This is a genomic window from Allobosea sp. P4_H5, from assembly GCF_056400825.1.
The window spans coordinates 161,379-177,074 of the sequence record NZ_JBFUKM010000008.1 but is presented as its reverse complement, the minus strand read 5'-3'; the positions used below and the strand labels follow the sequence as shown (position 1 = coordinate 177,074).

At 67.6% G+C, this 15,696-nt stretch carries 13 protein-coding genes; 2 read left to right on the top strand and 11 right to left on the bottom strand.

The window, feature by feature from the left end:
* Positions 1–156 precede the first annotated feature (156 nt).
* Positions 157–2,262: a DEAD/DEAH box helicase gene (locus tag AC1DS0_RS18165; protein ID WP_476815688.1), complete on the bottom strand. Its 2,106-nt coding sequence runs from the start codon at positions 2,260–2,262 to the stop codon at positions 157–159.
* Positions 2,263–2,495: 233 nt separating this feature from the next.
* Between AC1DS0_RS18165 and aidB the strand changes: the two genes are divergently transcribed.
* Positions 2,496–3,314 (top strand): AidB family quorum-quenching N-acyl homoserine lactonase, encoded by an 819-nt coding sequence (gene aidB, locus AC1DS0_RS18160; protein WP_476815687.1) that lies wholly within the window; start codon positions 2,496–2,498, stop codon positions 3,312–3,314.
* Between the two features lie 176 nt (positions 3,315–3,490).
* On the opposite strand, the gene recN is transcribed toward aidB, so the two are convergent.
* The 8 genes from recN to AC1DS0_RS18120 form a co-directional block, all read right to left on the bottom strand.
* Complete coding sequence (gene recN / locus AC1DS0_RS18155; RefSeq protein WP_476815686.1) at positions 3,491–5,179, bottom strand: DNA repair protein RecN; 1,689 nt, start codon at positions 5,177–5,179, stop codon at positions 3,491–3,493.
* 60 nt (positions 5,180–5,239) lie between these two features.
* Positions 5,240–6,154: an outer membrane protein assembly factor BamD gene (locus AC1DS0_RS18150; protein WP_476815685.1), complete on the bottom strand. Its 915-nt coding sequence runs from the start codon at positions 6,152–6,154 to the stop codon at positions 5,240–5,242.
* A 278-nt stretch (positions 6,155–6,432) separates the two neighbouring features.
* Complete coding sequence (gene lpxC / locus AC1DS0_RS18145) at positions 6,433–7,380, bottom strand: UDP-3-O-acyl-N-acetylglucosamine deacetylase (RefSeq protein ID WP_476815684.1); 948 nt, start codon at positions 7,378–7,380, stop codon at positions 6,433–6,435.
* 330 nt (positions 7,381–7,710) lie between these two features.
* Positions 7,711–9,420, bottom strand: coding sequence for a cell division protein FtsZ (ftsZ, locus tag AC1DS0_RS18140; protein ID WP_476815683.1), 1,710 nt, complete (start codon positions 9,418–9,420; stop codon positions 7,711–7,713).
* Between the two features lie 129 nt (positions 9,421–9,549).
* The gene (gene ftsA, locus AC1DS0_RS18135; protein ID WP_326875064.1) at positions 9,550–10,875 is read right to left on the bottom strand and encodes a cell division protein FtsA; all 1,326 of its coding nucleotides are present in this window, start codon (positions 10,873–10,875) and stop codon (positions 9,550–9,552) included.
* The gene (locus tag AC1DS0_RS18130) at positions 10,872–11,807 is read right to left on the bottom strand and encodes a cell division protein FtsQ/DivIB (protein ID WP_476815682.1); all 936 of its coding nucleotides are present in this window, start codon (positions 11,805–11,807) and stop codon (positions 10,872–10,874) included. Before AC1DS0_RS18130 ends, ftsA begins: the two co-directional genes overlap by 4 nt.
* Positions 11,804–12,718 (bottom strand): D-alanine--D-alanine ligase, encoded by a 915-nt coding sequence (locus tag AC1DS0_RS18125; RefSeq protein WP_476815681.1) that lies wholly within the window; start codon positions 12,716–12,718, stop codon positions 11,804–11,806. Before AC1DS0_RS18125 ends, AC1DS0_RS18130 begins: the two co-directional genes overlap by 4 nt.
* Before the next feature lie 110 nt (positions 12,719–12,828).
* The gene (locus tag AC1DS0_RS18120; protein ID WP_476815680.1) at positions 12,829–13,344 is read right to left on the bottom strand and encodes a MarR family winged helix-turn-helix transcriptional regulator; all 516 of its coding nucleotides are present in this window, start codon (positions 13,342–13,344) and stop codon (positions 12,829–12,831) included.
* Between the two features lie 105 nt (positions 13,345–13,449).
* On the opposite strand from AC1DS0_RS18120, the gene AC1DS0_RS18115 reads away from it, so the two are divergent.
* Positions 13,450–14,370, top strand: a complete 921-nt coding sequence (locus tag AC1DS0_RS18115; protein ID WP_476815679.1) for a DMT family transporter — start codon at positions 13,450–13,452, stop codon at positions 14,368–14,370.
* Here AC1DS0_RS18115 and murB read toward each other — a convergent pair.
* Both murB and AC1DS0_RS18105 read right to left on the bottom strand, forming a co-directional pair.
* Positions 14,325–15,248: a UDP-N-acetylmuramate dehydrogenase gene (gene murB, locus AC1DS0_RS18110; RefSeq protein ID WP_476815678.1), complete on the bottom strand. Its 924-nt coding sequence runs from the start codon at positions 15,246–15,248 to the stop codon at positions 14,325–14,327. The genes AC1DS0_RS18115 and murB overlap by 46 nt on opposite strands.
* A 4-nt stretch (positions 15,249–15,252) precedes the next feature.
* Positions 15,253–15,681, bottom strand: a complete 429-nt coding sequence (locus tag AC1DS0_RS18105; RefSeq protein ID WP_476815677.1) for an endonuclease domain-containing protein — start codon at positions 15,679–15,681, stop codon at positions 15,253–15,255.
* Between the last annotated feature and the right edge of the window lie 15 nt (positions 15,682–15,696).

Below are 15,696 nucleotides of genomic sequence, written 5' to 3'. Positions count from 1 at the left end.
GGTCGTCGTCGTCTTGGCGATTCTGTCCTTCCTCGGGCTGCGCTGATCCAGCTCGTTATGCTCGCCCTTGGGGCGAGCATCCACGTCTTGAACCGCACTTTCGACGAAAGAAGACAGGCATGGTCGGGACAAGCCCGACCATGACGACAACACGCCTCAGCGATCGTCGCGGCGCGGCTTCTTCGCTCCGAAAGGCTTCTTGCCAGTGAAGGGCTTCTTGGCTCCGAACGGCTTTTTATCGCCGAAGCTCTTGCCAGCCGGCCGGCCATCGTCGGCGCCCGGACGCTCGCCACCCTTCGGTGCGCCGAATGGCTTCTTGCCACCCTCGAACTTGCCGCCCTTGAACTTGCCGGCGAATGGCTTGCCGCCGTGCTCACCCTTCTTGTCGAAGGGCCGCTCGGGCCGCAGGATCGCGGTCTCCTCATATGCCGGCTCGCGGTCACGCCGCGTCGGATCATAGGGCTTGGCGACGAATGGCTTGCCCTTGCCTTCATAGGGCTTGCGCGCCGGCGCCGTCGAACGCTCGTCGCGCTGCTCGCGCGCCGGGTGAGCGCCGCGCGGCGCATGGCTCGCCTTCTCGGCGAAGGGCTTGGCCGGACGGCGCTCGTCCTCACCCGTCACCGGCTCGATGATGATCTTGTCGCGGTCGACCGCCTTGGCGAGTTGCGCGAAGCGCTCCGCGACCTCGGCATCGATCTCGACCTTGGTCTCCTTGTCGAAGATGCGGATCGCGCCGACCTCGTCGCGCGTGATCTTGCCGCGCCGGCACAGCATCGGCAGGAGCTGGCGCGGATCGGCGCCGTCCTTGCGGCCGATATTGAGGCGGAACCAGACGGTATCGCCGCGCGGACCCGACCTCTCGCGGCGCTCCGGCCGCTCGGTGCCACCATGCTCGCGCGGCCTTGCGTAATCCTCGGCGCTGCGCACGGGGCGACGTTCGTCACGGCCGAAATTGGGATCGCCGACCTCTTCGGCCGCGGGCAGGCGCGAGCGATAGACACGCACCAGCGCCGCCGCGATCTCCTCCGTCGAGCGCCCCGCAAGCAGGGCTGCGACCATCGGCGCATCGTCCTCGCTCGCCTCACCGGAGAGCAGGGGATCGCTCAGCAGGCGCTGCTCGTCGAGCACGCGGATCTCGTCCTGCGTCGGCGGGCCGGCCCAGCTCGCCTCGATCTTGGCCTCGGCGATCAGCATCTCGGCCTTGCGGCGGCGAGAGGCCGGCACCAGCAGCACGCTGGTGCCCTTGTTGCCGGCGCGGCCGGTGCGGCCCGAGCGATGCTGCATCACCTCGGGATCGTTCGGGAGCTCGGCATGGATGACCAGTGTCAGGCCGGGCAGGTCGATGCCGCGCGCCGCGACGTCGGTCGCGACGCAGACGCGGGCTCTACCGTCGCGCAAGGCCTGCAGCGCCGAATTGCGCTCGCTCTGGCTGAGTTCACCCGAGAGCGCCACAGCCGAGAAACCGCGCTCCAGCAGGATCGCCTCGAGATGACGCACCGCGTTTCGGGTGTTGCAGAACACCAGCGCCGTCGGCGAATCGTGGAAGCGCAGCAGGTTGACGACCGCGAGTTCGGCCTCCTTCGGGAAAACGCGGATGGCGCGGTACTCGATATCGGCATGACCCCGCTCGCCGCCAGCGACCTCGATGCGCAGGGCATCGCGCTGATAGCTGCGCGCCATGGCGATGATCGCCTTCGGCAGCGTCGCCGAGAACAACAAGCTGCGGCGCTCTTCCGGCGCAGACTTCAAGATGAATTCGAGATCGTCGCGAAAGCCGAGATCGAGCATCTCATCGGCCTCGTCGAGCACGACCGCCCGCAGGCCCGAAACGTCGAGGCGGCGACGTTCGATATGGTCGCGCAGACGGCCGGGCGTGCCGACGACGATGTGCGCGCCCTCGTCGAGCAGAGCCGCCTCACGGCGCGGGTCCATGCCGCCGACACAGGAGATCACGCGGGCATTGGTCTGCTTGTAGAGCCAGCCGAGCTCGCGCTGGACCTGGAGGGCGAGCTCGCGCGTCGGCGCGACGATCAGCGCCAGCGGTCGTTCGGCCCGCGGCAGGGCCTCGGCGTCGCCGAGCAGGTCGGCGCCGATGGCGAGGCCATAGGCCACGGTCTTGCCCGAGCCGGTCTGCGAGGAGACCAGCAGGTCGCGGCCGGCGGCCGCCTCTTCCAGCACTGCGGCCTGGACGGGGGTCGGCTCGCTGTAATTACGATCGGCGAGCGCCCGCGCCAGCGGCGCACTCGTGGAGATGAAGGACATCGATGTCAGGCCTTAGATTGCAGCTGGCGGGTCGGCAGCACGCAGAACGAGGGGCAGCGCCGGACACGGCACCGCGATATTGCGCTGCACATAGAGGAAATCGCAGGAAAAGGGAATGCAGCATCGGTCCATCCCGTATGCGGCAGCGGATGCCGGCCATGCCGCCCGCTCCGTTGTCGGCGCAGAGAGCTGCATGGTCTAAGCATATCACACCGGAGCGGGGATCTGCGGAGATGAGCGAGACTTGGCGGCGGTTCGGTTCCTACGATGTGCTCACGCTCCACGATGGGATCTTCGAGGCGTCGCTCGACGTCCTGATCCATGCCGATGGCGAGGCCGCTCGCGACGAGGCCGTGGCGCGCTGGGGCAAGCCGAAGGTCAGCATCCCCGTCAACTGCTTCGCCCTGAAGGGCGCCGACGGGATCACCCTCGTCGACGCCGGCACCGGCCCCTCCTGGGGCTCGGCGATGGGCCATGCTCCCGCCGCCATGGCTGGCGCCGGCATTGCACCCGAGCAGGTCGAGCGTGTCCTGATCACGCATCTCCATGGGGACCATGCACTCGGGCTGTTCGACGGCGAGCGCGACCGCTTTCCCAATGCCGAGATCATCGTGCCCGAAGCCGATTTCGGCTTCTTTGGCGAGGAGGCCAACCGCGCAAAGACACCGCAGAACCGGCAAGGTGGCTTCGCCGTCACGGCGGCGGTGAAGAAGCACTATGCCGATCGCATCCACCCTGCCCCGGCCGGCATCGTGCGACCCGGCATCAGATTGATCCTTCTCCCCGGCCATACCGCCGGTCATAGCGGCTACCTGATCGAAGGCGAGCAGAGCCTGCTGCTCTGGGGTGATGCGCTGCATCTCTCCGATCTGCAGGCCACCGATCCGGGGATCGGCTTCGTCTATGATTTCGACGCCGCCACCGCCCTTGCCTCCCGCCGCGCCATCCTTGCTCGCGCAGCGGATGAGGGCTGGCTCGTCTCGGGCGGCCATATCGAAGGTTTCAGACGCGTCGTCGAGAAGGGCACTGGATACGAGCTGATCCTGGCCTGACCTATGCTCGCATGGCGCCGCACCGTCTTTCCGGGGCAGGCCGACAGGCCTGAGCCCGGAACCCAGAGCCGAAACAAGCATAGCAAGAGCGAGTCGAGAGCCGCGCCGGCATCGCAACCGGCATCGGTTCTGGGTTCCGGGCCCTTCGCTGCGCGAAGTCCCGGAAAGACGCTTAGCTAGCCGCGCATCCCGGCCGCATCGAGCAGCTTGCCGGCGGCCGCCCTCGCCTCCTCCGTGATCGAAGCGCCAGCGAGCATGCGGGCGATCTCCTCGCGCCGCGTACCATCCTGCAAAGGCGAGACCCGGGTGACGGTGCGCTCGTCGACGCCCTCCCCGCCATCAGCCGACTTGGCGATCAGGAAATGCTGGCCGGCCTTGGCCGCGACCTGCGGCGCATGCGTCACCGAGATCACCTGCACCCGCGCCGCCAGCCGGGCCAGCCGCTCGCCGATCGCATCCGCCACCGCGCCGCCAACGCCGGTGTCGATCTCGTCGAACACCAGGGTCGGGGCCGAGCCGCGCTCGGCGAGCACCACCTTCAGCGCCAGCATGAAGCGCGAGAGTTCGCCGCCCGAGGCGACCTTCATCATCGGCCCCGGCCGCGTCCCTGGATTGGTCTCGACCCAGAACTCGACGCGGTCGAGCCCTTCCGGCCCGCGCGCATCGGGGTCGCTGTCGATCTGCGTGATGAAACGCGCCCGCTCCAGCTTGAGCGGCGGCAATTCCGCCTTCACCGCCGCATCGAGCGCCGAAGCAGCCCTGATGCGCCCTGCGGACAAGGCCGTCGCCAGCCCGACATAGGCCGCTTCGGCTTCGGCGAGCTCCGCTTCCAGACGCTTCAGCGAGCCCTCGCTCTCGTCGAGCGCAGCGAGATCGGCCGCCATGGTCTGCGCCAGCGCCGCCAGCGCATCGACCGGGACATCGAATTTGCGCGCCGCCGCGCGCAGCGCAAACAGCCGCTCCTCGACGCGCTCCAGCACGCGCGGATCGAATTCGGCAGCGCGTACCGCCGCCTGCAGCGTCTCCCCCGCCTCCTCCAGCGCGACCACCGCCGTGGTCAGCGCAGCAATGGACGGGTCGACCAGCTCCGGCGCCTGGCTCGCACGTCGCTCCAGCCGGCGCAGTACGCCCGACAGCGCGGAAACAGGCGAAGTGGTGCCGCCGACCGCCTCATAGGCTTCGATGATGTCGCGGGCGACCTTCTCGGTAGCCATCATGCCCTGGCGCCGCGCTGCCAGCGCCTCTTCCTCACCCGGCTCGGGCGCGAGCTTGCCGAGCTCGGCCACGGCATGGCGCAGGAAATCGGCCTCCTTGCGAGCCGTCTCGACCCGCATGCGCTGGCTCTGCAGGGCCTGGCGCGCCTTTTTCAGCGTCTCGCTGGCACGGGCGACCTCGGCCGACTGCCCGGTCAACTCGCCAAAGCTGTCGAGGATGGTGCGGTGCTGGGCCGGGTCGGTGAGAGCGCGGTCGTCATGCTGACCATGAATCTCGACGAGCGCCGCGCCGATCATGCGCAGGATCTGGACGCTGACCGGCTGGTCGTTGACGAAGGCGCGGGTACGCCCGTCGGCATATTGCACGCGCCGCAGGATCAGGTCGCCGTCGGTGTCGATCTCCTGCGCCTGGGCGAGAGCCCGCGCCGGATGCGCCATCGGCAGGTCGAACACGGCGCTGACCTGGCCTTGCGTCTCGCCATGGCGCACCAGGCCGCCATCACCGCGTGCGCCCAGCGCCAGCGCGAAGCCATCGAGCAGGATCGACTTGCCGGCGCCGGTCTCGCCGGTCAGCACGCTGAGCCCGTCCTCGAAGCCCAGGTCGAGCCGGTCGATCAGAACGATGTCGCGGATCGAGAGCTGAGCGAGCATGGTGACTCAGCTCCCTTGTGCCGGCAGGAGATGGCCTCGCCGGGGCACCAGCAGACCGACTTAGAGGCGGCCGAGACCGGTTATCCCAACGACAGCGCGGGTGAAGCCGTTGAAGGTCCGGCTGATATAGGAGCCGCGATCCTCACGTGGCTGCAAGCCGCCGCTCTCGAGGAGCGTATAGGCGTCCTTGTACCAGGGGCTGTCAGGGAAGTTGTGGCCGAGCACCGCAGCGGCGGTCTGCGCCTCGTTGGTGATACCAAGCGCCATATAGGCCTCGGTCAGGCGCATCAGCGCCTCCTCGACATGGCGCGTGGTCTGGTACTTGGTGATGACGTCGCGGAAGCGGCCGACGGCGCCGGTGTAGTTGCGCTTCTCGAGATAGAAACGCCCGACATTCATCTCCTTGCCGGCGAGCTGGTCACGCGCCACCAGCATCTTCTCGCGCACGTCGATGACGTATTCCGACTTCGGATAGCGGTTGAGCAGCTCCTGCATCGCACGGAGCGCCAGGTCGGTACGCTCCTGGTCGCGCGTCGCGTCCGGGATCTGGTTGTAATAGGACATCGCCAGGATGTACTGCGCATAGGCCGCGTCCGGGCTCGCCGGGTTCTGTGCCAGGAAGCGCTTCGAGGCGGTGATCGCGTCGTCGTACTTCTGCGCCTCGTAATTCGAGTAAGCGGCCATGATCAGGCCCTTCTTCGAATAGGGCGAGAACGGCGCCTGCTTGTCGATCTCGTCGAACTTTTTGTTCGCGCCTTCGGTGTCGCCGTTCTGGAGACGGGCGAGGCCTTCATTGTAGAGCTTGTCGGCCGGAACCTCAGCTACCACCTCGGGCTTGTAGGTCTCAGGCCGATCGAACGGGTTGAGCGAGCTCATCGTGTCGCAGCCACCGAGCGTAGCCGCGAGGGCAAAGGCCAGCACAAGGCGCTTGCCGCCGCTGGTCGATTCGCCGGAGTTGATTGTCTTCAGCCGCATGACGCTCACTTCATCCGTCCTTGTGACGCCCTTCGGTAAGAGCGCGCGAATTGGCTTAGCGCGCTTTCCGTTCGACCGAAACGGTCGAACGATCAGAATTCGCGCCAACTTAGTGCTGGAGCATGCTCTCATCGCAAAAATGGTCCCCACTTTTGCGGAACATGCTCTAGCTCAGAAGCAGCCTTTTCGCCAAGCGTGACGGGCGCTTCATGCAGTGCATTCGCCGTTTCCAACAGGAAACGGGCGAATGCAAGGCGTAGCGTCGCGTAGTACCCTGCTCAGTGCAGGTCGGGCGCGAGCGCGGCAGGCACCGGGCCGGCCGCCATCTGCACCGCATGGTGGGCGAAGACCGGCTGGGCCTCGACGATCGCGTAATTGGCGCGGTCGGCGAACAGGGCCTCGAGGATCCGGACGTTCATGCGATGACCGCCGCAATAGGAACGGAATTCGCCGAGGATCGGGTAGCCGGCGAGCGCAAGGTCGCCCACCGCGTCGAGGACCTTGTGGCGCACGAATTCGTCGGCGTAGCGCAGGCCTTCGGGATTGATCACCTTGTCGTCGCCGATCGCGACGGTGTTGTCGAGCGAGGCGCCGAGCGCGAAGCCGGCCTTCCAGAGCTGCTCGACATCGCGCATGAAGCCGAAGGTGCGGGCGCGGGAAATCTCGCGGGCATAAGCCTCGGGGTCGAGATCGAAGATCTTGCGCTGGCGGCCGATCGCCTTGGTGTCGAAGTCGATCTCGACATCAAGGCGGAAGCCGCTCTCCGACGGCGAGAGCTCGGCGAAGGCGCGGCCCTGCTCGATGCGGACCGGGCGCAGGACCTTGAGGTAGCGGCGGGTCGCTCCGAGGGCGACGAGGCCGGTCGCCTCGATGGCGGTGACGAACTCGGCGGCGCTGCCGTCCATGATCGGCATCTCGGGACCGTCGATCTCGACCAGCACATTGTCGAGGCCGAGGCCGGCGCAGGCCGACATCAGATGCTCGATCGTGGCGACGGAACCGGAGACCTGGTCACCGATCACGGTGCACAGCTCGGTGGCACTGACCTTGTTGTGGCGGGCGTGGATCAGCTGCTCATGACCGCCTTCGAGGCCCTTGCGCAGGAAGACGACGCCGGAATTGGCAGTGGAGGGCCGCAGGGTCAGGCAGGCGGGAGCCCCGGAATGAACGCCGATGCCTTGGAGGGTCACGGGCGAGCGTAGGGTCGTCTGCCGTTCAGCCATCATACTCAGTATCCGATCTTAAGCGCGACGATCTCTGGGCCGGCGCCTTACGGCGCAACCTCTTTGACGATCGATGCGGTTCCCTGATGTGCAGCGAACTCGGGATTAATCCCGAATCCCCTTACCCGGTGATGCGCTGCAAGATACGCGCAGGCGCATTGGCTTCAAAATCACGCTTTCTTTCGCTCTGTAACAGAGGTTACAAAGCCAGAAAATCTTAACCATCTGCTTGATGTATATGGTTTTTCAGACGTTAAAAAAGGCCCGGCGGGCAGTGCCGCCGGGCCTTTTGTTAAACCGGTTGAACCGGCCAGGAAAGCTCGGTTCGAAAGCTCAGTTCGACTGGCGGCGCAGGAAGGCCGGGATCTCGAGCTGGTCTTCTTCCGTATTGCGGGCCGGAGCTGCGCGGCCGAGCTGGTCGAGCTGGCCCTGGGCCGGCCGGGTGGCAGGCGCCGGCGGGCGGCGCATGAACTCGGCATGGGCGGCGCTGGGGCCGGCAGCCGGAGCCGGCGGAGCCTGGCGCGGGGCGGGAGCCGGCGGCGCCATCGGCACCTCGGCATACTCGTCCTCCTTGCGGCCGAAGCCGACCGAGGCGAGGCGCTGCATCAGCGACATCCGCTTCTGCTCGACCGAGGCCGGCGCGGGAGCCGGTACCGCGCCGCGGCTCTGCGCGATCTGGTGCTGGGCCGGCAGCGGCAGATCCTCGACGCGCGGCATGCGGGTCGGGCGGATCACCGCGCGCTCGGGCATCGGCGGGATGAAGCTGTCCTCATGATGCGGCACGAAGGCTTCGGCGACAGGCGCCTCGACGACCGGCGGAGCGACCATCGCCGGACGCGGCTGGGCCGGCTCGATGCGGACATCGGCAGCGAAGCTGACCGGGGCCGGCGCGGGAGCGCGGACCGGCTCCGGCATCATGGTCTCGGCGACGGGAGCCGGCATGGGCGCGGGAGCAGGCGCTGAGGCAGAGGTGCGGATGTTCGGGACGGCCGAACGCAGCCGGGCCTCGGCCTTCAGCCGCTCGGCGACCTCGGCGATACGGGCTTCGGTCGGGTCGAGCTCGCCCTGGGCAGTCATCGGCTTGTCGATGCCGGTGGCGACCACCGAAACGCGCATCGTGCCTTCGAGCGCCTCGTCGAAGGTGGCGCCGACGATGATGTTGGCCTCGGAGTCGACCTCCTCGCGGATGCGGGTGGCGGCCTCGTCGACCTCGTAGAGCTTCATGTCGCGCCCGCCGGTGATCGAGATCAGCAGGCCGCGCGCGCCCTTCATCGAGACGTCGTCGAGCAGCGGGTTGTTGATCGCGGCCTGGGCGGCCGAGAGCGCGCGCTTCTCGCCCTGGGCCTCGCCGGTACCCATCATCGCCTTGCCCATGCCGCGCATCACGGCGCGCACGTCGGCGAAGTCGAGGTTGATCAGGCCGGGACGGACCATCAGGTCGGTGATGCAGGCGACGCCCGAGTAGAGCACCTGGTCGGCCATGCCGAAGGCGTCGGCGAAGCCGGTGTTCTCGTTGGCGACGCGGAACAGGTTCTGGTTCGGGATGACGATCAGCGTGTCGACGGCTTCGTTGAGCTCGCCGATGCCAGCCTCGGCCATGCGCATGCGGCGCTGGCCCTCGAACTGGAACGGCTTGGTCACGACGCCGACGGTGAGGATGCCCATGTCGCGGGCGACGCGGGCGATCGCCGGGGCAGCGCCGGTGCCGGTGCCGCCGCCCATGCCGGCAGTGATGAAGACCATGTGCGCGCCGGCGAGATGATCGCGGATCTCGTCGATCACCTCCTCGGCGGCCGCGCGGCCGACTTCAGGCTGCGAGCCGGCGCCCAGGCCCTCGGTGACCTGGAGGCCCATCTGGATGATGCGCGGAGCGCGGGCGAGTGCGAGCGCCTGCGCGTCGGTGTTGGCGCAGACGAAATCGACGCCGTCGAGACCGGCCTCGATCATGTTGTTCACGGCATTGCCGCCGGCGCCACCGACACCGAACACGGTGATCCGGGGCTTCAGTTCCCGGATGTCCGGGGCTTGCAGGTTCATCGCCATGATTGCCTCTTTCACTGTCTTGTCCGGCTCCTGGCGGGCCGTCCCGTCTTCCACGCCAGGGGCCTGAGCCCCGCTCTGCTCGTACTCACCCCGGGTCGCCTCGCCTCTCGGCGCCGCGGCCCGCTACACTCAGAAGCTCTCGCGCAGCCAGCGGCCGACGCGGGAGAAGTAGCCATCGGTCGCATGGGCGAAGAACGACGCCCCCGCCCGCGGTTCGAAATGTTCGACATGCGCGACCTGCGGATAGACCAGCAGGCCGACCGCCGCCGCGAAGGACGGGCCCTTGCCCGCTTCCGGCAAACCCTTGATCCCGAGCGGGCGGCCGGTACGGACCTGGCCGCCGAGCACGCGCCGCGCCACTTCCGGCATACCGGTGAGCTGGCAGGCACCGCCGGTCAGAACGACGCGCCGCCCAGCCTCGGCCGAGAAGCCGGACGCCTTCAGCCGATCACGCACCAGTTCGAGAATCTCCTCGACGCGCGGCTTAATGATCCGGACCAGATGCGACTTCGACAGGTGGTTCGGCGTGTCCCGCTCGTCGTCGTCGACCTGCGGCACTGCGATCATGTCGCGCTCGTCGGACGGGCTGGCGATCGCCGAGCCGTGCAGCGTCTTCAGCCGCTCGGCGGCGGAGACACGGGTCGAGAGCCCGCGCGCCACGTCCATGGTGATGTGGTTGCCGCCGACGGCGATCGCGTCGGCATGGGTCAGGTGCCCGCCGGAGAAGACGCCGAGCGAAGTGGTGCCGCCGCCCATGTCGACCACGACAACGCCCATCTCGGCTTCGTCGTCGACCAGGACGGAAAGGCCCGCCGCATAGGGGCTGGCGACCACCGCCTCGACCTCGAGATGGCAGCGCTCGACCGCGAGCATGACATTGCGCGCCGCCGCCGCTTCCGCCGCGACGACATGCATGTCGACCGAGAGCGAGCCGCCGATCAGTCCACGCGGATCGAGGACGCCAGGCGAGCCGTCGAGGGCGTAGCCGGTCGGCAGCGCATGCAACACCGCCTTGCCCGGCCGGATCGCATGGGTCGCAGCCGCTGCGAGCACGCGCTTCACGTCGGAATCGCCGACCGAGCCGCCGCGCAGATCGACGCTTGCCTGGTAGTGCTGCGAGTTCAGCCGGCCGCCGGTCAGGTTGACGATGACGGACTGGACCTCGACCTTGGCCATGCGCTCGGCCGCGTCGACCGCGGCGCGGATGGCGCGCTCGGCGCTTTCGAGATCGATGATCGCGCCGCCCTTCAGCCCGAGCGAGCGCTGGTGGCCGATACCGATGATGCGCGCGACATGGGTGCGCCCACGCAGCCGCTCGTTCGCCTCGGCCGGGTTCAATTCGGCGATCAGGCAGACAACCTTGCTCGTGCCGATGTCCAGAATCGACAAGGTCGCGCTCTTGCGCGACGACAAAGGACGCATCCGCGGGGTCAGGCCTTGCGAGGTCAAGCTCATGCCTCGCCGCCCTTCTTCTTGGTCTTGCTCTTGAGCTGCTCGAACCGCGTCGTCGCGGCCTCTTCGGTCAGGCGCATGGTCACCCGGTCAGGCTGGCGCATGTCGATGGCGATCAAGTCCTTCTCGCTGATTCGGAAGTCCTGTTCGAGGCTGGCCAGGCGCTTCAGCGCAGCGCCGGCGCCCTGCTCCGGCAGCCGCACGTCAGCCCCGGTGTCGAGCTTCAGGTTCCAGCGCCGGCCGGCGACGAGGCTGCCGGCGCGGATACGCGAGCCGAAGGAACCGGCTTCGCCGAGCAGCGCGATGTAGTCCTTCGCCCGCTTGTTGGCGTCGGGCCCGACGACCAGCGGCAGGTAGGCGAAGCGGCCATCATCCATCTTGTCGATCACCGTGCCGTCCTGCGCGATCAGGAAGAGATCGCCCTTGACCTGCCAGAGCGCATAAGGCTCACGCTCGGTGAGGTTGATTGAAATCTCGCCGGGATAGAGCTTGCGGACCGAGGCCTCGCGGATCATCGGCGTCGCCTCGAGCCGCTTGCGCGCCTCGTCGGCGTCGAAGAAGGCGAGCGAGATCTTCGGGTCGATGCCGGCGGCGACCAGAACTTCGATCTCGGAGAGGCCGCTGAGGCCAGAGATGGTGATGCGGTCGATGCCGAGGCCGACGAGCCGGGCGAGCGCATGCCTGGGCTCGCCGTAGTTCTCGCGGAAGGTCTCGTAATGGCCGCCCAGGATCGCGCCGCTCACGCCCGCGAGCGCCAGGAAGCCGATCGCCAGGAAGGAGCCGAGGCCGCTCGGCAGCCGCTCGGCCAGCGGCACCGCGACGGCGCTGCGCCGCGAGCCGCGGAACCAGCGGCGCGAGCGCTCGCCGACGAGGAGCTGTGGCCCCGTCACGCGCATCGGCAGGTTGGCCCCGGCGAACACCGGTTCCACCTTCACCGATTCAAGGAGGCGTCCTCGACGATCCATTTGACGAGCTCACCGAAGTTCATGCCCGCATGGGCGGCTAATTCAGGCACAAGGCTGGTTTCAGTCATGCCGGGCTGCGTGTTGACCTCCAGCCAGACGAGCGTGTCGCTCTCGTCGTCGTAGCGGAAGTCTGAACGGCTGACGCCGCGGCACCCGATTGCTTGATGCGCCGTTAACGCACACTCTTCGATTTGGCGGTAAAGATTCGGTAAAATTTGCGCCGGGCAGATGTGGATTGAACCGCCTTTGGCATATTTGGCGTCGTAGTCGTAGAACTCGCCCGTCGCCGCCCGAATCTCCGTTACCCCCAAGGACTTGCCGTCCATCACCGCGCAGGTCAGTTCGCGCCCGGCGATGAAGGTTTCGGCCAGCATGGTCTCGCCGCAGGGCCAGTCCGGCCGGGCGATCTCCTGTGGCGGGTGCTCGCGGCCTTTCTTAACGATCACCACCCCGACGGAGGAGCCTTCGTCGATTGGCTTGATCACATAAGGCGGCGGCAGGGGATGCCGTTTCGCAGCCTCGAAGCGCGACACGGTCACGCCCTTCGCCACCGGCACACCGGCGGCCGCCACGACCATCTTGGCCTTGTCCTTGCGGATGGCGAGCGAGGACGCGAGCACGCCGGAATGGGTATAGGGGATGCCGAGGATCTCGAGCACACCCTGGATGGTGCCGTCCTCACCGAAGCGGCCATGCAGGGCATTGAAGGCGACGTCGGGCTTGAGCTTGGCCAGCACCTCGGCAACGTCGCGGCCGACCTCGACGCGCGTGACGCGATAGCCGACGCCTTCCAGCGCCCGAGCACAGGCCGCGCCGCTGCTGAGGCTGACCTCACGCTCGACGGACCACCCGCCCATCAGCACTGCGACATGCTTGCTCATCAAGGTTCCTGACACCGAATTCCTGGGTCCGAACCTGAGCCGAGATGGTTAACGGCGCGTTAACGATGCGCCCGGCCGGTTAATGACGAGCCGGCTGTTGCGCGCCGGACTCACTCCCCTTCCCCGGCCGCGACCTTGGCCAGCAGGGCCTTGAGCTGCACGCGCTCGGCCGGATCGAGCGCCGAAATCAGCGCTTCTTCCGTCGCCACATGCGAAACCACCAGCCGCTCGATCAGCGCGAAACCCTCAGGGGTCAGCACGATACGCAGGCTGCGCCGATCCTGAGGATCGGCCTGCCTGGCGACCAGCCCGCGCTTCTCCAGCCGGTCGAGTCGATTCGTCATCGCCGAGGTCGACAGCATCATGTCCTTGGCGAGTTCGGACGGGGTCAGCGAGCCGCCGCGCTCGCCCTGGCGGCGCAAGGTCATCAGCACGTCGAAGCCGGCGAAATCGAGATCCTCACCGGTAAGGTTGCGCCCGACGCCGAGGCGAACCCGCTCCGCCGCACGCCAGATTGCGCCACAGACCGCCATCGGGCTCGGATCGATGTCCGGTCGCGCCCGGCGCCATTGCCTGAGGATCGAATCGAGCGGGCCGCCCTGCCCGGCCTCGTCAGCTTGACTCATGGAAGTCCCACACCTAATTATCCCGCATCAAATAATTCGATATCGAATTATCTTTCATCAAATAATCCTACGCATACATACCCGTCGATGCAAAGGGAGGCCATCATGGCCGACAGCAAGACCCGCATCCTGTTCGCAACGATCCTGGCGCCGATCCTCTGGGGTTCGACCTATGTCGTCTTCACCCAGACGCTTCCTGTCGAGCATCCACTGCTGGTCGGGGCGCTGCGCGCTTTGCCCGCCGGTATCCTCCTGATGCTGCTCGGTCCCGGCTTGCCGCCGCGCGACAAGCTCCTGCCGCTCGCCATCATCGGCTTCGCCAATATCGGCCTGTTCTTCGGGATGCTCTTCCTCAGCGCCTCACGTCTGCCCGGCGGGCTCGCCGCGACGCTCGGCTCGATGCAGCCGCTGCTCGTCGCCTTCCTCGCCTGGCCGCTGCTGCTGCGGAGGCCGAGGCTCGGGCAGGTGCTCGCCGCCCTCGCCGGCACGCTCGGGGTCGGCCTGCTGGTGATCGACAATACCGTGAAGCTCGATGCGATCGGCGTCATCGCCGCACTGATCGGCGCCGCCTCGATGGCGACCGGCACCGTGTTGATCGAGCGCTGGGGCAAGGTCGGGACGCCGCTGGCGCTCGCCGCCTGGCAGCTCACCCTCGGCGGATTGCTGCTCCTGCCGGTCGCGCTCCTGGTCGAGGGCCTGCCGCCCCTGCCGACCATGCGCAACCTCGCCGGCCTGAGCTATCTCGTCGTGATCGGCACCGCCTTCGCCTACTGGCTCTGGGTGCGCGGCATCGCCACTATCGGCACGGGCGTCGCCTTCCTGAGCCTGCTCAGCCCGCTGGTCGCGACCTTCCTCGGTGCCGCCCTGCTGGGCGAGTGGTTCAATGCCCAGCAATGGCTCGGCATCGCCATCATCTTCGGCTCGACCGTCGTCGGCATCATGCTGTCACGGCGCAAACCCGCCGCGGCGATCGCACCGGTTCAGGCCGCGACGCCGAACCGCTTGATCTCCCAGTGCAGCTCGTAGCCTGAATTGTCCTTGACCCGGCGGCGGACCTCTTCGCCCAGCCCCTCGATATCGGCGGCGCTCGCGCCACCGGTGTTGATCAGGAAGTTGCAGTGCATCTCGGAGACCTGCGCCCCGCCGATGCGCAGCCCGCGGCAACCGGCGGCATCGATCAGTTGCCAGGCCTTGCCGCCGTCCGGGTTCTTGAAGGTAGAGCCCCCGGTGCGCTCCTTGATCGGCTGCGCCGCCTCGCGCGCCGAGGTCACGCGGTCCATCTCGGCAAGGATCTCGGCCTGGTCGCCCGGCCGGCCCTGGAACAGCGCCGAGGTGAAGATGATGTCGGTGGGCGCCGTCGAGTTGCGGTAGCTGAAGCCCATATCGGCATGCGACAGCGTCACGATCTCGCCCTTGCGGGTGACGCCGCGCGCCTCGACCAGCACATCGGTGGTCTCCCCGCCATGCGCGCCGGCATTCATCCGAAGCGCCCCGCCGATGCAGCCGGGAATGCCGCGATAGAAGGCGAGCCTGTCGAGCGATGCGTCGGCAGCAGCACGCGCCACCTTCACGTCCGGAGCCGCCGTCCCCGCACGCAGCCGGTCGCCGTCCTCACGGACGATCTCGCCGAAGGCCTTGCCGGCAAGGCGGATGACCACGCCGGGAATGCCGCCGTCGCGCACGATCAGGTTCGAGCCGAGCCCGACCACGGTGACCGGGATCTCGGCCGGCAGCTTGCCGAGCAGATAGGCGAGATCGGCCTCGTCAGCCGGGGTGAACAGCACCTGCGCCGGCCCGCCGACACGAAACCAGGTCAGCCCCGCCATCTCCTGATTGGCGAGCAAACGCCCACGCAATTCGGGCGCGGCGGCACGGATGTCAGGGGTGATGTCTTGAAACGGCATGAGCTTACCCGCGCGTCTCCTTCTCCCCTCGGGGGAGAAGGTGGCCCGGCGAAGCCGGGTCGGATGAGGGCCGCCCGTCGAGGCCGACATATTCGGCGATCTCGCGCAGGACGAATTCGAGGTTTCCTAGAACCCGCTCATTCGAAAAGCGCAAGACCCGATAGCCCTCACGTCTGAGAAACGCATCGCGTCGTGCATCCCGCTTCTGCGCTTCGTCAGTCTCATGAGGCTCGCCATCGAGTTCGACGATCAGCCGATGCTCGTGGCAGCAGAAGTCAGCGACGAACGGCCCGATCGCCATCTGGCGCTTGAACTTGAGGTCGGCGAAGCGACGGCCACGCACCGCCTGCCAAAAGATCGCTTCGGCGCGGGTCGGCTCGCGGCGTTGGTCGCGGGCGAAGGAGAGCGTGTCGGTCGTGTTCTTGCGCCCCACGACCGACCCTCATCC